Annotated in this window: 18 protein-coding genes and 3 pseudogenes; 12 read left to right on the top strand and 9 right to left on the bottom strand. The window is 52.0% G+C overall.

The window, feature by feature from the left end:
- From JO226_RS19095 to JO226_RS19070, 6 genes are all read left to right on the top strand, one after another.
- On the top strand, nucleotides 1-267 hold a 267-nt coding region (locus JO226_RS19095; RefSeq protein WP_296406305.1), incomplete at its 5' end, for a LysR substrate-binding domain-containing protein.
- A 198-nt stretch (nucleotides 268-465) separates the two neighbouring features.
- Nucleotides 466-996, top strand: coding sequence for a spore coat protein U domain-containing protein (locus tag JO226_RS19090; RefSeq protein WP_296406303.1), 531 nt, complete (start codon nucleotides 466-468; stop codon nucleotides 994-996).
- Nucleotides 997-1,013: 17 nt separating this feature from the next.
- Entirely contained in the window at nucleotides 1,014-1,736 is a 723-nt protein-coding gene (locus tag JO226_RS19085) for a molecular chaperone (protein WP_296406301.1), read from the top strand.
- Between the two features lie 55 nt (nucleotides 1,737-1,791).
- A complete protein-coding gene (locus JO226_RS19080) occupies nucleotides 1,792-4,071 on the top strand; it encodes a fimbria/pilus outer membrane usher protein (protein ID WP_296406313.1) in 2,280 nt (759 codons plus the stop codon).
- Between the two features lie 19 nt (nucleotides 4,072-4,090).
- A complete protein-coding gene (locus tag JO226_RS19075; protein WP_296406299.1) occupies nucleotides 4,091-5,059 on the top strand; it encodes a spore coat protein U domain-containing protein in 969 nt (322 codons plus the stop codon).
- Between the two features lie 340 nt (nucleotides 5,060-5,399).
- Nucleotides 5,400-6,674 (top strand): Glu/Leu/Phe/Val dehydrogenase, encoded by a 1,275-nt coding sequence (locus JO226_RS19070; RefSeq protein WP_296406297.1) that lies wholly within the window; start codon nucleotides 5,400-5,402, stop codon nucleotides 6,672-6,674.
- A 45-nt stretch (nucleotides 6,675-6,719) separates the two neighbouring features.
- Here JO226_RS19070 and JO226_RS19065 read toward each other — a convergent pair whose 3' ends face one another.
- Nucleotides 6,720-7,340: a DapH/DapD/GlmU-related protein gene (locus tag JO226_RS19065; RefSeq protein WP_296406295.1), complete on the bottom strand. Its 621-nt coding sequence runs from the start codon at nucleotides 7,338-7,340 to the stop codon at nucleotides 6,720-6,722.
- A 143-nt stretch (nucleotides 7,341-7,483) separates the two neighbouring features.
- On the opposite strand from JO226_RS19065, the gene tam reads away from it, so the two are divergent.
- Nucleotides 7,484-8,245, top strand: coding sequence for a trans-aconitate 2-methyltransferase (gene tam, locus JO226_RS19060; protein ID WP_296406293.1), 762 nt, complete (start codon nucleotides 7,484-7,486; stop codon nucleotides 8,243-8,245).
- A 156-nt stretch (nucleotides 8,246-8,401) separates the two neighbouring features.
- Here tam and JO226_RS19055 read toward each other — a convergent pair whose 3' ends face one another.
- From JO226_RS19055 to JO226_RS19045, 3 genes are all read right to left on the bottom strand, one after another.
- Nucleotides 8,402-8,842 carry a GNAT family N-acetyltransferase gene (locus JO226_RS19055; RefSeq protein WP_296406291.1) on the bottom strand — a complete coding sequence of 147 codons (441 nt, stop codon included), beginning with the start codon at nucleotides 8,840-8,842 and terminating at the stop codon, nucleotides 8,402-8,404.
- An 11-nt stretch (nucleotides 8,843-8,853) separates the two neighbouring features.
- Nucleotides 8,854-9,768, bottom strand: a complete 915-nt coding sequence (locus JO226_RS19050; protein ID WP_296406290.1) for a bestrophin family protein — start codon at nucleotides 9,766-9,768, stop codon at nucleotides 8,854-8,856.
- Between the two features lie 207 nt (nucleotides 9,769-9,975).
- Entirely contained in the window at nucleotides 9,976-11,427 is a 1,452-nt protein-coding gene (locus tag JO226_RS19045) for a tagaturonate reductase (protein WP_296406288.1), read from the bottom strand.
- Between the two features lie 368 nt (nucleotides 11,428-11,795).
- Between JO226_RS19045 and JO226_RS19040 the strand changes: the two genes are divergently transcribed.
- The 4 genes from JO226_RS19040 (at nucleotide 11,796) to JO226_RS19025 (ending at nucleotide 15,336) form a co-directional block, all read left to right on the top strand.
- Complete coding sequence (locus tag JO226_RS19040; RefSeq protein ID WP_296406311.1) at nucleotides 11,796-12,320, top strand: integrase core domain-containing protein; 525 nt, start codon at nucleotides 11,796-11,798, stop codon at nucleotides 12,318-12,320.
- Between the two features lie 118 nt (nucleotides 12,321-12,438).
- Nucleotides 12,439-13,299 carry a YopJ/AvrA family T3SS effector serine/threonine acetyltransferase gene (locus tag JO226_RS19035; protein ID WP_296406286.1) on the top strand — a complete coding sequence of 287 codons (861 nt, stop codon included), beginning with the start codon at nucleotides 12,439-12,441 and terminating at the stop codon, nucleotides 13,297-13,299.
- Between the two features lie 418 nt (nucleotides 13,300-13,717).
- Nucleotides 13,718-14,002 carry a hypothetical protein gene (locus tag JO226_RS19030; protein WP_296406284.1) on the top strand — a complete coding sequence of 95 codons (285 nt, stop codon included), beginning with the start codon at nucleotides 13,718-13,720 and terminating at the stop codon, nucleotides 14,000-14,002.
- A gap of 185 nt (nucleotides 14,003-14,187) precedes the next feature.
- Nucleotides 14,188-15,336 carry a type III secretion system protein gene (locus tag JO226_RS19025; protein ID WP_296406282.1) on the top strand — a complete coding sequence of 383 codons (1,149 nt, stop codon included), beginning with the start codon at nucleotides 14,188-14,190 and terminating at the stop codon, nucleotides 15,334-15,336.
- Between the two features lie 102 nt (nucleotides 15,337-15,438).
- Here the strand turns inward: JO226_RS19025 and JO226_RS19020 are convergent.
- Nucleotides 15,439-15,543, bottom strand: a pseudogene (locus JO226_RS19020) (IS5 family transposase); the annotation flags it as partial.
- On the opposite strand from JO226_RS19020, the pseudogene JO226_RS19015 reads away from it, so the two are divergent.
- A pseudogene (locus JO226_RS19015) lies at nucleotides 15,525-16,131 on the top strand (Tn3 family transposase); the annotation flags it as partial. The pseudogenes JO226_RS19020 and JO226_RS19015 overlap by 19 nt on opposite strands.
- An 80-nt stretch (nucleotides 16,132-16,211) precedes the next feature.
- Here the strand turns inward: JO226_RS19015 and JO226_RS19010 are convergent.
- From JO226_RS19010 to sad, 4 genes and pseudogenes are all read right to left on the bottom strand, one after another.
- Nucleotides 16,212-16,485: pseudogene (locus JO226_RS19010) on the bottom strand (hypothetical protein).
- Nucleotides 16,486-16,581: 96 nt separating this feature from the next.
- Nucleotides 16,582-17,508: a glutaminase B gene (gene glsB / locus JO226_RS19005; RefSeq protein WP_296406280.1), complete on the bottom strand. Its 927-nt coding sequence runs from the start codon at nucleotides 17,506-17,508 to the stop codon at nucleotides 16,582-16,584.
- 48 nt (nucleotides 17,509-17,556) lie between these two features.
- Nucleotides 17,557-19,146 carry a methyl-accepting chemotaxis protein gene (locus JO226_RS19000; protein ID WP_296406278.1) on the bottom strand — a complete coding sequence of 530 codons (1,590 nt, stop codon included), beginning with the start codon at nucleotides 19,144-19,146 and terminating at the stop codon, nucleotides 17,557-17,559.
- 97 nt (nucleotides 19,147-19,243) lie between these two features.
- Nucleotides 19,244-20,632: a succinate-semialdehyde dehydrogenase gene (gene sad / locus JO226_RS18995; protein WP_296406309.1), complete on the bottom strand. Its 1,389-nt coding sequence runs from the start codon at nucleotides 20,630-20,632 to the stop codon at nucleotides 19,244-19,246.

The raw sequence follows: 20,632 nt of genomic DNA, 5'->3' as shown, positions 1-20,632 counted from the left end.
CCGGCGCCAGGGCCTGTATGGTCCGCGCCTAACTACCTGCTGCTGCTCAGCCTGGCGGAGCAAGGGTTTGGCTGGTGCAAACTCCCCTGCGCGCTGGTTGACGAGTTTGCGCATCACCATGCGCTGGTGCCTCTTCAGGTACCCGGTTGGCCTGCCGCTATTTCTATCGATCTGGTCTGGAACAAGCGCTCTCCGCCAGGCGTTGCCGGACACTGGTTACGCACCCATCTCCAGCAAATGGCGTTGCCCTTAAGCGCTCCGGAGTGAGACGCTAGCGCATAAAATAAAAAAATGCTCACACAAAGTAATTATTTTTTCCAATGCCATCCCTTTTTTTTAAGTAAAAATCATGAGGTAAACTGGCGCGAAATTAATAGTTATCCTAGGGTTAAATCAGGCATCCATCTGTCGCAGCATTGCTTTCTTTAGAGCATAAAATAGGGCTGTTTGTGAAAGGAAAAGGATATGAACCCAGCCATTGCAACACGCATAATCCCCTTTTGCACGGCCTTTTCTGTTATTCCGTTGGCTAATGCAGTGACGGCGAATGGGACTTTTCAGGTGCTAATGACCATCGAAAAGGCCTGCACCGTCACCGCTGGCGCGTCTTCAAATATTAACCTGGGTTCCGTTAGCGCGACGGCGATAAATACCAGTGCGAGCAGCACCATCTCCGTTAACTGCTCAAAGTCTACACCCTATTTTATTGGTCTGGCCCCATCCGCGGCTAACGGCGGAAATACCACTGGCGCCGGGGCAATGTCATCGGTTGCTAACTCAGGTAGTAATAGCGACAAAGTCCCCTATCAGTTGAATCAAACCTCCGCCACAGGCCCCGTCTGGGGAAATACGGCGACCTCAACAACGGTAGGTAATGGCGTGGCGGCAAATGGTACTGGCCAAGCGCAAACCTTTACCGTTTTTGCCACCGCCGCCAGCGCAAATTTTACCCCCGACGATTATGCCGATACCGTTACCGTAAACGTCAACTATTAACACTTCCAGGAAAACGGATGAAACTCATAGTGCCTTTACCGCAGTGTGTCTGTGCGTGTCTGTTAGGAACTGTCATGACAGGAAACATTGCAGCGGCAAGCGGCCTACAGGTAGCACCGGTAACCCTGACGCTGCAAAGTACGCAAAATGCTGATGGTATCTGGTTAAGCAACGAAGGCGATAGCGCGATAAACGCGCAGGTGCGCGTCTGGCGCTGGACCCAGAGCGGCTATGCCGACATGCTTTCATCGTCACAAGGGTTAGCGATAAGTCCGCCGATGCTGGCGCTGGACCCGGGCGAACGCCAGCTTATCCGGGTCATTCGCACTGGGCCTGCGTCCGCACAGACAGAGGATGCTTACCGGTTGTCGATTGATGAACTGCCGCCGTCGAAATTACAGCGAAATAAACTCCAGTTTGTGCTGCGTTATTCGGTACCGGTCTTTATTCAGCCGGTCGCTCAAACGCAGGCATCCGCAAAGCTGCAATGGAAGCTACAGAATATTGACGGGAATACCTTTCTTGAAGTGAGCAATCGGGGAAACAGCCATGCACAGCTTTCCGCTGCGACCTTCACTGGCGATAGCGGAATCAGAAAAGTTATTTCACCAGGACTTCTGGGTTATGTTCTTCCGGGTTCAACTATGCGGTGGATATTATCCCCGTCTGCCAGTGGCGCATATCATGGCGGTAAAGTTGAAGTAACGATCAATGGTCAAAAAACAGTACAAAATCTCTGACTGGTCATATTGTCTGGTGAAGTTTTTTTTACTCAATGGCGTATTCATATCGGGAGTGGCGTCCGCGCAGGCGGTCAATAATAACCCCCATCAGCAAGTGGTTATTGATGATGCGACACCGCTTGTCGGGAATGATTTATATCTCGACGTCACTCTGAATGGAAATTCTGTGGGGCTGGTTCACCTGGGCTACGCCGATGGAAAATTATACGGCAGCGCAAAAACATTGCGGCAGTTGGGACTCCGCCTGCCGGCGAATACCGTAAACCCCGTCTGTCTGAATGATATTGCGCAGTTAAAAATCGACTATAACGTCAGGCAGCAGACACTGGCGCTGACGGCACCTCTCAGCCAGTTGGATCTCGCCACCACGCAGCTTAACTCGACCTCAGAAACGGGACCGGAGGCGTCAGCATCACGCGGGGCGCTGCTCAATTACGATATTTACGCGCAGCAGGGAAAGGAAAGTGTCGTCAATACCTTCAGCGAACTACGGGCCTTTAACGCCCTGGGGGTGTTCAGCACAACTCAGCTTACGCAGTATTCCACAGCCGCCAACGCAAATAACGCGTTTAACCGCCTTGATACCAGCTGGCGGTCATCCTTTCCGGATAAGATGCTGACGGTGACGCTCGGGGATACCTTGACCAGCTCGCTGCCGTGGTCGCGCCCTACCCGCATCGGGGGAATTCAGATAGGCACCGATTTTGCCCTTCGTCCGTATATGCCAACGACCCCGCTTCCGGCGTTCCTTGGTTCCGCGACCCTGCCGTCGAGCGTTGAGCTGTACGTCAACGGGGTGAAATACTACAACGGCGAGGTGCCAGCAGGCAGCTTTCAGATCAATACGATGCCGAATATCAGCGGCGCCGGTAATGCCCAGGTGATGATGACCGATGCCCTGGGCAGAACCTCGGTACAGAACTTCTCGTTTTATAATGACCAGCAGCTCCTGCGCGAAGGTCTGACATCATGGTCAGCCGAGCTGGGCGTGGTACGGGAAAATTACGGTTACGCCTCGTTTGATTATGCCAGCGCTCCGGCGCTGAGTGGCACCTGGCGACGGGGCATCAGCAACACCTTCACGATGGGGGTTCACGCAGAGGCAAGCGATGGTCTGATCAACGCCGGTTTCAGCAGCGACTGGGTTCCCGGCAGCCACAGCGGAACCCTCTCCACGGCGTTTGCCGTGAGCGCGGACGCCGGAGAAAACGGTTTTTTGTACGGTATTGGCTACCGCTGGTCCGGGGAAAAATTCAATTTCAGTACCAGCACAACCGCCACCTCCGGCGATTATCACGATGTTGCGACCCATTACGGCACACCGCCGCCATCGCTCACCAGCAATACCGTCATCGGCTATTCGCTGGAGTCCGCCGGTAACATCAGTCTGAGCTATCTGCAGTTTCGTTACCCGCAAGAGAGCGCGGTGCGATATGCCAACGCCAGCTGGTACAAATCCATTACCGACAATGTCTGGCTTAATGCCGGGTTCAATCAGAATATCGATGACACCCGGGACAGAAGTCTGTACCTGATGGTGACGGTCACCACTGGCGGAAACCTGAGCGCAAGCAGTACTGTGCAGCGCACCAATAATGACACGGGGTTACAGCTCAACGCCAGCCAGACGCCGCTGAGTGATGGCGGCTGGGGCTGGAACGTCGCCGCCAGCCAGCAGGCGTCGCAGCAAAGCGGCCAGGGGGAAGTGGGTTATTTGGGGCGTTACGGAAAAGTGTATACCGGTTTTAGCAGCCTCCCCGATAACCAGTATGGCTACGCGGGCGCGACCGGCTCGCTGGTCGCGATGGGCGGCGGGCTCTTTGCCGCACGGGAAATCAATAATGGCTTTGCCGTGGTGTCCACCGACGGCATTCCGGGGGTTCCTGTCAAGCTGGAGAATAACCTGGTCGGCACCAGCGACAATAATGGGTTGCTGCTGGTCACCTCGTTAAACAGCTATCAGAACAATCAGATAAGCATCGACCCGATGGATCTGCCGGCCAATATGCGTATAGCGCGGGTCAACGCTAACGCCACGCCCGCCGATCGCGCTGGCACGCTGGTGAAATTTGGCATCACCCCGGTGCGTGCCGGGCTGGTGATCCTCGTGGACGCAAGGGGAAATGTTATCCCGGAAGGCAGTACGGCGACCCCGGAGACCGGGAGCTGCCAGTCATCTGTCGTTGGTTTCGACGGCATGGCCTATTTCGACACGCTGGAGCTGCACAACCGTCTGCGGGTCAGCACCGATACGGGCACCTGCGCCGTCGCGTTTGACTATCCCGATAAAGTGAAAGGTATCGCGCAGATTGGCCCACTGGTATGTCGCTAAACAGACAGGAGGTTTTTGCATGAGGTTAAAAGAGAGGTTGATTATCGCCGGGTTGCTCTTCTGTCCGGGTATAAATTATGCCGTGACCTGCTCGGTGAATAACGTTCAGACAATCAATTTTGGCGCGGTTAACCCCCTTTCGGGCAGCGGGACGACGACGTCGATGACCTTTGGTTACTCCTGTACGAAGCAGGTGGGCGATGTACTGGCAGGCGTCAATCTCTGTTTCAATATCGGCGCCTCTGCGGTGAGCGGACAAGTGACTACGCGCAGCATGTCGTTTGCTGGCCCGCCCGCCAGCACACTCAACTACCAGTTGTATCAGGACAGCGGACACAGCACCCTGTGGGGAAGCCAGACTCAGGCGGGGACCAGTCCTCCGATGGTTCAGCTCACGTTGCTGGATCTCGTTCCCGTCACAGGGAGCCTGACGGTATATGGCCAAATTGCGACACCGCAAACGGCCGCCGCGCCGGGAAATTATCAGGACAACTATACCGCCGCGACGGCAAACGTGACGGTCAATATTGGCCTGCTGGCGCCCCCAACGACCTGCGGCAGTACCGTGGCGGCGACGTTCCCTTTCACGGTATCGGCCATAGTCACTAAGCAATGCAACATCAGCTATGCCAACAACCTTAATTTTGGCACGGTGAATCCAAAGCAAACTAACGTGACGACCTCAAACACGCTCGGCGTGGCATGCTCCAACAGCACGCCCTATACCATTGGGCTACAGCCCTCGAACGGCAACACGGCAGGCAACGGCGTCATGAAAGGCACCGGGAGCAATACCGATCAGGTTCCCTACCAGCTCAGTTCCACCACCGGCCCATCGGGTACGCCCTGGGGAAACACGTCGCAAAACAATATTGCGGGTACGGGCACCGGCGCTACGAAGGCCTACACGGTCTATGCCACTGTACCCGGCGCCAACTATACGCCTGATAACTACGCGGACACGGTGACGGTCGCCGTCACCTACTGAAGCCGGGTGCGGCAGCACGCGCCATTGTTAAACAAAGTCAACACAGAGAATTATCATAATATTTACTTTTAGAGGCGCATCATAATTCTGATAAATAGCGGATTTTAGATATTATGCGGCTAAATTCACTAATATAGCGCTATGATCGGCAATGTTGTCGCTATCGATAGATAATTATTCACTTCGGGTTAAAAAAATGTGGATGAACACATCACGATGCCACGTTTGGGTGAATCCAACTCTTTAAAAAAGTGTTAAATTTATACTCACCTGGTGAGTATCAATCACTATGTACCACGGCTAAGCAAAGAACATATTACTTTTATAACTAAGGTTTATCATGGATAAGTTATCTTACGCCTCAGATAGCAGCACATCTGCCTGGAATACCTACCTGCAACAAATCGAGCGTGTGGCCCCTTACCTGGGTGAACTGTCCCGTTGGGTGGATACCCTGCGCCACCCGAAACGCGCGCTGATCGTCGATATTCCGGTACAAATGGATGACGGTACTATCCGCCATTTCGAAGGTTATCGCGTGCAGCACAACCTGTCCCGCGGTCCGGGTAAAGGCGGCGTGCGTTATCATCCTGACGTTGATCTCAATGAAGTGATGGCCCTTTCCGCGTGGATGACCATCAAGTGTGCGGCGCTGAACTTGCCGTACGGCGGCGCCAAAGGCGGTATTCGCGTCGATCCATTCTCACTGTCAGAAGGTGAACTGGAGCGTCTGACCCGTCGCTATACCAGCGAAATCGGCATTATCATTGGGCCGCAGAAAGACATTCCGGCACCGGATGTTGGCACCAACGGCAAAGTAATGGCCTGGATGATGGATACCTACTCCATGAACCACGGCACCACCATTACCGGCGTGGTCACCGGTAAGCCGATTCACCTCGGCGGTTCATTAGGCCGTGAGAAAGCCACCGGTCGCGGCGTGTTTGTCAGCGGTCTGGAAGTGGCGCGTCGCGCCAACATCACGATTGAAGGCGCGCGTGTTGCGGTACAGGGCTTTGGTAACGTGGGGAGTGAAGCGGCTCGCCTGTTCTCTGGCGCTGGCGCTCGCGTCGTCGCGATTCAGGATCATACCGCGACGCTGTTTAACGATACCGGTATCGATATGAACGCCCTCACCGCCTGGCAGGCTAAGCACAAGCAGATTGCCGGTTTCCCGGGTGCGGAAACCATTGCCAGCGAAGCGTTCTGGAGCGTGCAGATGGATGTCCTGATCCCGGCTGCGCTGGAAGGTCAGATTACCCGCCACCGCGCGGAAATACTGACCTGTAAACTGGTGCTGGAAGGCGCTAACGGCCCGACGTTCCCGGATGCTGACGACGTGCTGGCAAACCGCGGCATTATCGTGGTACCTGACGTGGTATGTAACGCCGGCGGCGTAACGGTCAGCTACTTCGAATGGGTACAGGACATGGCCAGCTTCTTCTGGAGTGAAGAAGAGATCAACGCGCGCATGGACAAAATCATGACCGATGCGATGGTTCACGTTTGGGAAAAAGCGGCTGAGAAATCCTGCTCCCTGCGTACTGCCGCCTACATCGTCGCCTGTGAGCGTATCCTGCTGGCGCGTAAAGACCGCGGTATCTACCCGGGTTAATATCGGTTGTCGCGATCAAGGGCCACTAAAGTGGCCCTTTTTTTATCACCGGAGCGCATACTTTTCGCAAAATGCAGCGATGTCTTTTTGCTGAAAATCCGCCAGCCGCTCGATGATTGTCTCCAGCGGCCAGTCCCACCAGGCAATGTGCTGTAGCTGCTGAACGACAGGCTCAGGAAAACGTGGACGAATGGCCTTCGCCGGAACGCCGCCGACAATCGTGTATGGGTCGACATCTTTGCTGACGACGGCGCCTGCGGCGATAACCGCTCCATTGCCAATGCTCACGCCCGGCAGAATAATCGCGCCATGACCTATCCAGACATCATGGCCGATGATGACTTTATCGGCATGGCGATCGGCGAAAAAATCGTGATCCCGCACCGCGTCGCAGGAGTAGTACTCCGGGCAATAGGTTATGCGATGCTGTGACGCTCGCTGCATTGGGTGATTTGGCGCACCGATGCGCACCTGGTTGGCGATCGCCACAAAACGGCCAATGTCGGCATCGGCGACCGTGCAGTATTCGCCAAGATAGGAAAAGTCGCCAAGCGAACTGTATTCCATGGCGCTGTTACCAAGAATTTCACACTGTTGGCCAATCGCGCATTCGCGAATGCGAACGCTGGGATCAATAAAGGTTTCAGCCAGTTTGGCGGTTTTCATGCGGTTGCTCCGGTGCAAAGGTAGCGATACTTTATTTCACCTCTGTTAACGAAAAATGACGGTCTGACACCGCAATTCCTCAACAACCCCGGCGGCTCTGCGCTATGCTGTTACCCGCCAATGACCTTTAACAGGAGTCTGCCATGGTTGACTGGAATCCCTCGCTGTATCTGCAGTTTGCTTCTGAGCGCACCCGTCCGGCCGCAGAATTGTTGGCCCGTATACCTCACCCCGATGCCCGCTATGTCGCCGATCTCGGTTGCGGCCCGGGAAACAGTACCGGACTCTTGCGCAACGCCTGGCCGCATGCGCACATTACCGGCGTCGATAACTCGCCCGCCATGCTGGAAAAAGCGCAGAGAACGTTGTCGGACTGTCGGTTTCAGGAGGCCGATATCAGCCAGTGGATGCCTGAACAACCGCTTGATGTGCTTTATGCCAATGCCTCGCTACAGTGGATCCCCGATCACCCGACGCTGATGCCCCGTCTGGCGTCGTTGCTGGCGCCTGATGGCGTACTGGCGGTGCAAATGCCGGATAATTGGCAGGAACCTTCCCATGCGCTGATGCGTCAGGTGGGTAGTGAAATGGGGCTTGCGTCGCGTGGACGCGTTCCGCTGTCAGGCGTTCAGGCTTATTACGCGATGCTGAGCAACAATGGCTGCGAGGTGGATATCTGGCGGACGACCTATTTTCATCCGATGGCGTCCCATCAGGCAATTGTCGACTGGCTGAGCGCCACAGGGTTGCGACCATGGTTGCAGGATCTGGATGCAGAGCGGCAGCAGACTTTTTTGCAGCGTTACCTGCAACTGCTTGTGGAACATTATCCTCGCCAGCAGAACGGTCAGATTCTGCTGGCGTTTCCACGGTTATTCATCGTCGCCCGGCGGCTTACCAGCTAAAGTCGCGAACTAACGACAAGTCCCAGGCCGTCGCGAACAGTGAAACGAAGAGGATAAGGTTAACGGCGGTTTCAATTTTCTTTTCCATGAGGATTCTCCTGATGCTGCTACAGCCATTACACAGGGAAAATCTTAATGTTTTCTTAATCGCCACGGCTACAGATTCATCCGATAACGCACATATTCGTCAGCCGGGGTAAATTCATCATACAGATTTCTCGCCGGATTATTTTGCGCTGTGTGCCAATACAGACGTGACCAACCGACTGATTTTCCTTCTGCAATCAGCGCCTGGATTAACCGACGCGCAATCCCCTTACCCCGCATCTCGGCCATCACGAACAGGTCTTCCAGATAGCATATCGGCGAAGTCACCCAGGTGCCTTCGTGCAGTACAATCATCGCGAATCCTACGACGCGGCCATCGGCTACCGCGACCCGACAATGCACAGCGGAACGCGAGTCGAGCAGGCGTTGCCAGGTATTTTGCGTAATTTCAGCGGGAATCTCACTTTCGTAGAACTGGTTGTAACCGTCCCACAGCGCATGCCAGGCTGCTTTGTCGCCCGCGGCGACCTCACGAATCACAAGTTCCATACCCTTCTCCGTCAGGTGAGCTGATAGCATTTATCAGGGCTCATTTTGGGGGGGATCGCCGTTTGTGCATTCATCTGCAGCATATCGATTTCAATCGCATTGCAAATGGCGTCCAGCGGCAGGTCATTATTTTCCAGACCAAAAGGCTCTTCAAGCTCTTCGGCCAACGCATCAAGAGCAATAAAGGTATAGGAAATCAGCACAGAAACAAACGGTGTCATGTAATGCAGGTCAACAACCAGCGCAAACGGCAGCATAATGCAGAACAGATAGACCGTACGGTGCAGAATAAGCGAATAGGCAAACGGCACAGGAGTACTGGCGATGCGCTCGCAGCCAGCCAGCACACCTGACATATCATTGAGACGGTTATTCAAACTGTGAAACAATATATCCGACAGCACGCCCTGTTTGCGGTACTCCGCCAGCCAGTTGCCCATCAGCAGCAGGATATGGTTTGCCGGAGACTGTACGGCCAGCACGGCGTTGAGCTGCTCCGGGGTTAAATAGCGCGCCAGGGTTTCCTGTTGCGGCAGACGGCGCAGCGTCATGCGCAGACTGTGGGCGAAGGCTATCTGCAGGCGGACAAAACCCTCGACAGAAGATCCGTCCGGTAGTGTATTCATGACTTCCCGCAGCAGCGATCGGGAGGCTATCATAAGTTGCCCCCACAGCTGACGCGCTTCGACATAGCGCGCATAGCAGGCGTTATTGCGAAAGCCGAGGAAGATAGCGATAGCCACGCCCAGTATGCTGAACGGCGCCACCGTGAGTTTGATACCCAGGCTGTAGTACCAGGGCAGCATCAGAATCACTGCGATGGAGAGCAGAAAATTGAGCAACAAGCGGGAAAATATTTTCGGCAACACCGAGCCGTGCCAGACAAAAATGCGCGTCAGCCAGTGTTCGTGAGGTCTTACGATCATGGTTATCAGTCAAAGAAAAGAAGCCTGCATTATTTAACGTGATCGATATCACTCTTTCAAGCAGAATGCGAATTTTCCTTACAACATACTAACAAGCCATTGGCGATGATGTGGTTAAAGGTGCGTCTTTGTACCAGCTTATATTGTATGTTGTAACTAATAGCTGCGTAATAAAATCCCGGCACCTGGCCGGGACATATCAGACGATTAGCACAATGGCTTCACCGCAGCACGCATCCCCTGCGTTAAAATCGCATCGAGATCGGCGGCGACTTGTTCGACCAACCCGCTAATCTGCGTCAAATCTTGCTCCCAGTGCGCCGTTACGGACAGCACAGCGTCAACCAGCGAGGCGGTGCTGATCTGCTTGTCGCGGTGCAGGCTCCACAATTGCTGGTAGCGCTCAATCCAGTGGGCATCATCCTGCACCGGATAGGTTTCACCGTTACGCTCCGCACGGTAGAAGGCAATCAGCGCCGCCAGCGCAAAGGTCAGACGAGGCGGTAGTGCTCCACTCTCCGCCTGCCCTGCCAGCAACTGAGGCAAAATACGGGTGCGGTACTTCGTCATCCCGTTCAGCGCTATCGAAAGCAACTGATGCTTAATGTACGGGTTACGGAAACGGCCTGTTACCGCGCTAGCGAAGGATTCCAGCTCATCACGCGGCAAGTCCAGCACCGGAATAATTTCCTGGTAGATGGCTTTTTCTACAAAGGCGCAAATCTCGCTGTCGTTCATGGCTTCGCCAACGGTATCCAGCCCGGCCTGGAAGGCAACCGGCACCAGCGCGGTATGCGCGCCGTTCAGAATAGCGACCTTCCGCTCTTTGTACGGCTTGATATCATCAACAATCAGCACGTTAAGCGGGTATTTATCAAGGCAAAGCTCGCGGGCAAGCGTTTTCGGTCCCTGGATAACAAACAGGTAGAAATGCTCTGCGGTATCCAGAAAACTGTCTTTATACCCCAACTCGCTCTCCAGTTGAGCCGCTTCGTCACGCGGGTAGCCGGTGACAATGCGGTCAACCAGCGTCGAGCAGAAGGTGTTAGCCGTGTTTAACCAGGTTACAAACGCTACCGGTAGCACCCACTCCTGCGCATAACGCAGCACCAGTTCACGCAGCGCGTCGCCGTTATAGTCAATGAGTTCGCACGGGATAATAACCCAGCCCTTATCGGCATCACCGTTGAAGTGGCTAAAACGCTCGAACAGCAGCCGGGTTAATTTTGCCGGGTAACTCACGGCGGGCGCATCTTCAAATTTGTCGCCTGCGTGGTAGCTGATGCCCGCCTCGGTGGTATTGGAGAACACAAAGCGCATCTGCGGGTTGTGCGCCAGTTTGAGGAATTCAGCGTAATCGGTATAGGCGCTGATTTCACGGTTTACGCTGCGGATCAGGCGCGCATCGCTGACCGCCTCGCCCTTCTCATTCAGCCCGCGAATAATTGTGGTGTACAGACCGTCCTGCGTGCTCAGCGACGGCGGAAATTGGCTCTCAATGGGGCGAACGAGAACCACACCGGCATTGAGGTCGGTATGTTCATTCAACAGGTCAATCTGCCAGTCGACAAAAGCGCGGAGAAAGTTTCCCTCACCGAACTGGATAACGCGTTCCGGGTACTGCGCACCGGGAAAATCACGGCGGTTTAGTGTGTTCACAGTCGATTTCCTTCGTAGGTTGGTCATACAGCCTTTGTTATTGGTATAATAACTTATCAGACTTTTGAACCATAAACCCCTGTTTTGATCAAACACTCCGCCGCTTTCCGCACCCACTATAAAAACTTATAAAGGGGGTCTGACGTTCAGTGGAACGAAATCTCACGAGTCCCTTCCGTCGTGTGAGGCGAAAGATGAAAGAAAATCTCTTATCATTGTTGTTATTATCGATTTCTTTAAGAAAGTGTGAATCATCCAATATGAGAATAAGCCCTAATGCTGTAAGCATCCTGGCAAAACGAACCATTCACTTTTAGAGATCTTCCGACATACTGATGATGTCCTCTGAGGAGATTGCTATGCGTTAGATCCGATTCACCGAACACCAGATCATCGCCATTCTGAAGTCCGTCGAAGCCGGACGTACCGTTAAGGATGTCTGCCGTGAAGCGGGTATCTCTGAAGCCAGCAATTACAACTGGAAAGCGAAATATGGCGGGATGGAAGCGGCTGATATTAAAAAGATGAAAGACCTGGAGGATGAAAACCGACGGCTAAAACAGATACCAGATGCATTCAATAGGTATCATGGGCCGGAATTAGTCTCACTGGCTCTGGCGCAGTGGGCTGAAGAGCATGGTGTGATGCTGGAATTTATCAAACCGGGAAAACCAACGCAGAATGCCTTTATCGAACGGTTTAACCGGACGTACCGGACAGAAATACTGGATTTTTATCTGTTCAGAACCCTGAATGAAGTGCGGGGAATCACAGAGCGCTGGCTGACGGAATACAACAGCGAGCGGCCTCATGAATCCCTGAATAACCTGACACCGGAAGAGTACCGGTTGATGGCTGAAAAACCGGAAACCTCAAAAAGTACGTGGAACTAAAACCTGTGTGCTTATAGAATGACCATGCTCCAGTAGCCAATTTTTGCAAGTACCTCTTTAGTGAGGGCTGTATAGTCAAAAATCACAGATTTTATTGGTACAAGCCGGAGATAAAAGTATGTTTCCTGAAGTAAGAAATAATTACCACGTTAACCTTCCACAAAAAGATCTTCCATTTAACGCAGACTCTCTTTTGAATACTATTAATCGATTAGAGAAGGATATTTCCGACGGCCATTGGCTTAATGCATGTTATGCTAAGACAGATCTAAAGTTGATGCCTGCAATGGTTGAGCAGGCAAATCAAAAAAATCCAGGCCTGAATTTAACATTTGTCACAAATCCAAATGAGCTTGCTATTTCCATTAAAAACATTCTACCGGAATACAAAAGTGCTAGATTTATAGTAAATATGGGAGAACGTGGTATCCATTTTGCGGTCGTTGATTGCCGGTTCATTGATAACAAATCATCAGTAATCTTATTTGAGCCTGCAAATTGTAATGCGATAGGACCTGCATTACTTGCTGTAGGAGCCTCAACGGCCATAGAACGCGAACACATTCCAGATTGTCATTTTTTAATGGCTGAGATGGATATCCAGAGAAGTAGCTCAGAGTGTGGTATTTTTAGTTTGGCATTAGCTAAAAAGACATATTCTGAATTTGATAAACTAGATAGAATCCACAATGATAATATCAATGGAAAGATTGCCGTGGATAATTTCAACCTTATTACATCTGAGATAGCTGATACATATCTGCCAGTGACTTTCTATAAGCATTCGCAGGGTGAAGGTCGAATAAGAAGATACATCAATGCAAATCCTGAAGCGGAGCATGATGCTGTAAATAAAAAGAATGAAAAAATCACTGAAAGGTTCGAAAGTAATTCTGTAATGCTAGGTGACAAGTTAAGGTCTGTTTCGGCACACAAGAAAAGGATTATCGAATATACTTCTGTTCTGAAAGCGTTGTAATCTGCAGCAGTAGCTGGCTGGCTGGCTTTACCATCAGAAATGATAAAAACGGAACCGGGAAGTTCTCAATATCAGCGGTAAGGTAACGTCCATCTGCACCTTTGATGCGTTCGCATCCATACAGTCAGGGGGTTTAATGATCACTGGAACGAAAACGTACGTTAGGAAGATAATTCATTGTTTACATTAAAATTAGGTGTATTGCTTTCAGAAGATAGGAAACTCACGTTTAGCTTTAAATAAGTGAAATATGAAAGTAACGATTAGACAATAGATATTAATAATAGTGACTCATGGATAACAACAGAATACAAACTCACTAGACACCAGGAGTTAATGGCCTCAGAGCTTTATTGAGCATTCAAGAAAAACTCACCAGAGCGTTATTAATTCGTTACGGAATACTCATGGAGAATATATGAAAATAGATCAAGGCAATTTAATAAAAACACCATGCAATGATATTAAAGAAATCGACATCATTAACCAATGGGTTAATGAGGCACCCCATGAGAAAAATCGAGAAACGGTTTCAAAAAAAATAAAAGAAGCCTGCCAAACAGGGGTTCTTGAACTAGATTATTTTGCTATGAATAAGGTTTCATCGCTACCTCCGATCCCTGAAAACGTATCATCGTTAAAAATATCTAATGCTGACGCATTACGCACCCTTCCCCCTCTACCTGAAAACTTGAAAAAATAGAATTAACATGTTGTTCGAATCTCGTTGTTACTAGTCTTCCCGTTAATATAGAAGAAGTAACTATTGGAGATCTAAGGGAGTTATCTAGGTTACCTGACGGGATACGCCATCTCAACATTAGTAATACAGTAGTTCCTGTACTCCCTAAAGATCTACTGACACTCCATCTTTCTCACTGCGAAGGAGTGTTAGCGATATCTGACTTCCCCCATGGGTTAAAAAATATACATCTTTTTTGTTGTGATAATTTAAATATTCAGGAATTTCCATTAAGCGTCGAGATCATAGGTATTCAAGGTCGCACTGGCTCTTTTCCAGCATTACCAGCTGGTTTATTAGAATTATCGACTAATAATTATATTTTTAATGAACTCCCTGAGGGGTTATTGAAAATGGACATTTCTTACTGTGAAAAACTTTCGATGATACCAAAGCTACCGAATACGTTACAAGAATTAAGACTATGCAGTCTCAGCTCTGCTACTAACTTTATGAGCAGCCTTCCAGAAAACTTAAAGTCTCTGGAAATCAACTTATGTGAGAATTTAAAAATCCCTAATCATTTACCAGAGAACTTATCAGAAATAAAGATTGCTTTTGCACAAAATAAAGAATGGGACATCTCTGCAAAAGATCTACCTAGAGGCGTTAATATCAACACGCACAATTTAATACTCTCTTCTGAGTGTTATGATAGAAAAGATATAACATTCTATAATATATATACTGAGTCAAGCCGTAACTTTAATTCTGGTGATGTAGTGTACGGCACTGCACATGGAAGGGCCCCCGTAAGCTCAATGATTAAAGATATAAATAACCTCTCCGATAAAGATATTATTATACAAAACACACTTACTAACGCCGTGTGGGATCGCAATTATTTTTGGACTTATAACTCTGATGAACATATAAAAAATAAATTAAATGATGCCGATCGTGGACGTGAGTTCAAGGCATTTCTTGAAAATCATGAAAGATACGATGTCACTGATGAAAAATTTCGAAATCTATCTGATATACAACGCTGGACAAAAACGAGCAAAGCCGGTTTGGAATTCCAAACAAAAATAAGAGAGAAACAGGTTATTTTTTGTATTGATTTACTCATTGATTCTATTCCTGATATTGCCAGTAAAGGTGGTGTACACGGTGATGCTATTACGGCGCATGAACTTAGGTGGATTTATCGCAATCGCGATGATGAAAAAGTTAAAGAAAATGTGAAATTCTCATTGAAAGGAAATATCATATCTCATGATGCCGTTTTCTCTCTGAAAGGTTGGGAAAAATATCAACCAAAACGGATGAAAACTGCTAATATGGATTCATGATCGGCTCTATCGCATTAATGTTTAGTCGGGTAACATAGCGATTTTATGGTATTTCCTGACCATGCTATGCAATACCCTGCACCACTGCCTGGGCTGTGTCCCTTAATTGTATAAGCGTTGATAAAACAGCCTGATGCAGCCCAGTTTCAGCCTCGCCAGATAATTTATCGACGTTTTGTCGTAACGAATTGACTGATGCCGGTACTTCGGTTTTCTGGCTAATGGACCATGATGCCGACTATGGCGTGCTGAATGATATTGCCAGAGGGCAATCAGATCCCCGAAAAATAGTCCTTCAGTGGGACGAAATGATCCTGACCGCAGGCTCCCTGAAGCAGGACAAAGTACAGGCTTCAGTGCTGGTCCGTTCATTGCTGAAAAGTGAACGTCCTTCCGGACTGACTCAGGCAATCATTGAAGTGGGCGCATCAACAAAACGTAGTATCTGATTAATTATATTGATGATGAAGATTACCACCGGTGCATTCTGACCCAACTTGATAGGGGGGAAGCCGCCATGTCGTTGCCAGAGCCATCTGTCACGGTCAGAAAGGTGAGATAAGAAAGCGATATACCGACGGTCAGAAAGATCAGTTGGGAGCACTGGGGCTAGTCACTAACGCCATCGTGTTATGGAACACTATTTATATGCAGGCAGCCTTGGATCATCTCCGGGCGCAGGGTGAAACACTGAATGATGAAAATATCGCACGCTTCTCCCCGCTTTGCCACGGACATATCAATATGATGCTCGGCCATTATTCCTTCACACCGGCAGAACTGGTGACCAAAGGACATCCGAGACCATTAAAAGAGGCGTCAGAGGCGGAAAACGTTGCTTAACGTGAGTTTTCGTTCCACTGAGCGTCAGCCTCCTAAAACACCGAGGTTGCGCTCATCTCGCCGTCCGGCATCAGCGCAAAACGCGGGATTTCCCCGACTTTCTGCCACCAGCAGCAGTCGCTCACCGGCATCCACGCTATCGGCAACATCGCGCCAAAAGGCACGCGCGGTCTCAGGATGGAATGGCAGCAGAAAACTGACGGATGCGCCGCCGTTAACACAGTCTTCCAGTACGGCGGTAAGCGGGTCCAGATGGTCGCGGATCTCCGCGCCAGAGAGTAGAGAAAGATGATGGGATGTCGTCATGCTGAGGCTCCGGTATCGGGTATCTCAGCACTATCGACTTAACATTTAAGTAACACAAGCCTTCACGTCATAGCCTTTACTTATCGTGAAGGGAAATCAGAACACCGAACGGCCCAGGCGCTGCGTCAGCCTCTCCAGAACCGCGATCCCGGCCAGCGAATTGCCTGCGTCATCAAGCTGCGGGCTCCAGACGGCAATCGCCATTTCATGGGGAACGATAGCCACAATACCGCCGCCAACGCCGGATTTCGCCGGTAATCCGACGCGCCAGGCAAACTCCCCGGCATTCTGATACATCCCGCTGGTCGCCATCAGCGCGTTCACCTGCCGCGACTGCAGCGGCGTAATAATCGTCTGATCGTGGCGCGGCGAGCGTCCCTGGTTTGCCAGAAAGAGAAACGTCTGCGCCAGTTCGCTACAGCTCATTTTCAGCGCGCAGTAATGGAAGTAGTTCTGCAGTACGGTCGCGACATCGTTATGAAAGTTACCGAACGATTTCATTAGCCAGGCAATGGCCGCATTGCGGGCGGAATGATCGAACTCCGAGCGGGCGACCACCGTGTCATAAGCGATGTCGTCCACGCCGGAGAGCTTACGGATGATCTCCAGCATGCGCTGACGCGGCGCGCTCAGACGGCTTTGCAGCATATCGCAAACCACCAGTGCACCGGCGTTAATAAAGGGATTACGCGGTTTTCCCTGCTCGATTTCCAGTTGCAACAACGAATTGAACGGCTGGCCGGAAGGATCTTTCCCCACCCGCTGCCAGATCTCCTCTTCCTGGTAGTGGTTCATGGCCACCACCAGGCTTAATACCTTCGAGATAGACTGAATGGAGAAACGCTCGCGGGCGTCACCGGCGCAATAGTGCTGCCCGTCGACGGTGCTGATGGCAATACCCAGCTTCGCGCCGTCAACACAGGCCAGCGCCGGGATATAATCCGCCACTTTACCCTGTCCAATCAGCGGTGTGACTTCCGCCAGAATGGCTTCCAGCATAGCGTTATCAATGACCGTTCCCACATTAACTCCTTGCCCGCAGGCGATATTTGGCCTGCGAGTATACCAGCGTCAGGCTGGCAGACGAAAGCGGGTCACGGCCTGCATCAGCTGCCGGGAGCTTTCCTGAAGATGATGAGAGGACGTCGCCGCGTGATTGACCAACTCCCCAGTCTGCTGCGCCACCTGATTCAGCGCATGCAGTTGTCGGGTCATCTGATGAATGCTTTCGCCCTGACTCAGGGTGGCTCTGGAGATTTCATTGAGCAACCCGCTCAGATTCCCGACCAGGCCCGTGACCTGTTGCAGGTTATCCTCCAGCCGGTTAACGGCTTTCGAACCGTCCTCGATCCCCTGTAGCGAATGATTGATCAGCGCCTGAATCGTCTGCGTCGACTGGCTGCTTTTGCGCGCCAGCAGCCCGACTTCCTTCGCCACGACCGCAAAACCGCGCCCCTGATTCCCTGCATGAGCAGCCTCAATGGCCGCATTCAGCGCCAGGATGTTCGTCTGGAAGGCAACGCTGTCTATCATCGCCACAATACCGCGCATTTCCGATGACCGGTCAACAATCGCTCGCATGGATTCATTCACTGTATCCATCATATGGTCGCCGCCTGCCGCAACACTGCGCGCCTCTTCCGCCCGCTTGCTGGCAAGCCCGGCGTAACCGGTATTGCCCTCCACGTGCGATTCCAGCTGTGCAATATGTCGCGTCACATCGTTAAGCTCCTGCGCCTGTTTTTGCGCCTGCTGGTAGAGCTTCGCGTTCCCTTCCGCCAGCCGGGTAATGTTGTCGACCATTGAGCGCGTGGCGTCGCTGACCTGCATGACCAGTTGCTGCAACCCCTGCTGCATGTCGCCGATACTGAAGCTCAGTTGATCCACTTCGCGATTAAAGTGCGGTACCGATGGCAGTGGCCGTGAAAGATCCCCGGCCGCCAGGGTATTAATGTGCGCGATCAGGCGGCGCAGCGGCACGATGACCCAGCGCGACATGCCAAACCACACCATCGTTGCGATCACCACCAGCAGCGCCGGGGTAAGGAAAAAAAGCTGCTGCAGGCTCGCAAGGTTACTCATCAGCGCCTGACGTCCCTGCTCCGCCCGCTGCTCGCTGGCCTGCTGAAAACGGGCGTAGTTCTCGTTGAAATCACTCTGAAACGCCTGCACGGGCACCGCAAAGAAAGCGTCAATCGACTCGGTTTTCAGCAGACCGTCCGCCTGCTCCTTAATCGCGCCATAAAACAGCTGATAGCTGTTGATCAACGCCTCATCTTTCGGCGGGTTCATCGCAAGCCAGGCCTGCCAGGCATCATGGGAGTGCGCCAGCGCTTTTTGCGCCTCGTCCATCAGACTGTTCCAGCTGCCGACTGAACCGGTTTCCTTATCCTGCATAAAATAAACGCCTGCGCGGTTAAGCAGATCGCTTGCCGCCAGCAATGCGATGCGCGCTTCGTCGACGTTGACCTGCTGAAGATGGGCCAGTTGGTTATGTTGTTCATTACGCTGAGCGTTCTGCAACGAGAAGGAGAGTAAAAATGAAGAGGAAATCTGTAGCGCGGAGAATAATCCAATGATGCAGAAGATACCGGCTAACAGACCAAATTGCCGTGGGAAGAAATGTCGGACAACACGAGTCAAAATTTGCGTTATGTTCATAATTTTCATCTTTAACAACACGTTAGCGTGAGTTTACGGAAGAAAAATGACAGAACCATGACAAAAAAACAGGGCGCCGCAGCGGGCGCCCTGAGGATCAATGACGATCTTTCCACACCGTCTGGATATTACAGAACTCATGCAGGCCAAAGTGCGACAGCTCGCGACCAAAGCCGCTCTTCTTCACGCCGCCGAAGGCCACGCGCGCATCAGAGGCGCTATAGCCGTTAATAAACACGCCGCCGCACTCAAGCTGTGCCGCAAAGCGCTGCGCCAGCTGTTCATCTGCGGTATAGACCGTTGCGGAAAGACCGAATTCGCTGTCGTTGGCCAGCGCCAGCGCGTGGTCGGCATCCCGCGCCACGGTAATCGCCGCCACCGGACCGAACATCTCCTGACGAAACGCGGTCATCTGCGGGGTGACGTTGCCAAGCACGGTAGCCGGATAGTAGTTCCCTTTACCTTCCACCTTCTCACCGCCTAACAGCAGGGTTGCGCCTTCATCCAGCGTCGCGGTCACCTGGTTGTGCAGTTCATCACGCAGGTCAAAACGCGCCATTGGCCCAAGGTAGTTCTGCTCCTCTTCCGGATTCCCCATTTTTAGCGCCGCCGCCGCCGCCACAAATTTTTCGCTAAAGGCTTTCGCAACGCCAGCTTCAACGATAAAGCGCTTCGCCGCCGCGCAAACCTGTCCGGTATTCTGGTAGCGGCCAATAACCGCGGCGTTTACCGCCTCGTCCAGATTTGCATCGTTAAGCACGATGAACGGGTCGGAACCGCCCAGTTCCAGCACGCATTTCTTCAACGCAGCGCCCGCCTGCGCGCCAATCGCCTTACCGGCGCGAACGCTACCGGTCACGGTCACCGCCGCAATGCGCGGATCATTAATCGCCTGCGAAACGCCGTCGTTCGTGGCGTTAACCCAACCAAATACGCCAGCCGGGACACCCGCCTCGCTGAATATCTTGCCAATCAGCTGCGCGCTGCCCATCACGTTCGGCGCATGTTTAAGCAGGTAGCTGTTACCCGCCAGCAGAATCGGCACCGCGCCGCGCATCACCTGCCACAGCGGGAAGTTCCACGGCATTATCGCCAGAATCGGCCCCATCGGACGGTACTCAATAACCGCTTTATGGTTTTCGACCCGCGTCGGCTCCGTCGCTAACATCGCCGGGCCATGTTCGGCATACCAGTCGCACAGGTTCGCGGATTTCGTCACTTCGCCGCGCGCCTGGGCAATCGGTTTACCGACTTCCCGGCTTATCATCAGCGCCATCTCTTCCGCATGCTGACGCAGTACCGCGCCAACCTGACGCAGGACGCTGGCCCGCCCTGTCACCGAGGCGGTTTTCCACAGACGATAACCGTTATCCGCTTGTGCAATCGCCTGATTAACGTCGTCCGCCGTCGCCCACGGCAGTGCGGACAGGGCTTCTCCGGTCGCTGGATTCACAGAAATGGCGTGAGTTGCAGGTGATGTCATGAT

Source organism: Pluralibacter sp. (assembly GCF_019237635.1).
Lineage (GTDB): Bacteria > Pseudomonadota > Gammaproteobacteria > Enterobacterales > Enterobacteriaceae > Enterobacter_B.
This window is presented reverse-complemented; position numbering and strand designations above follow the sequence as displayed.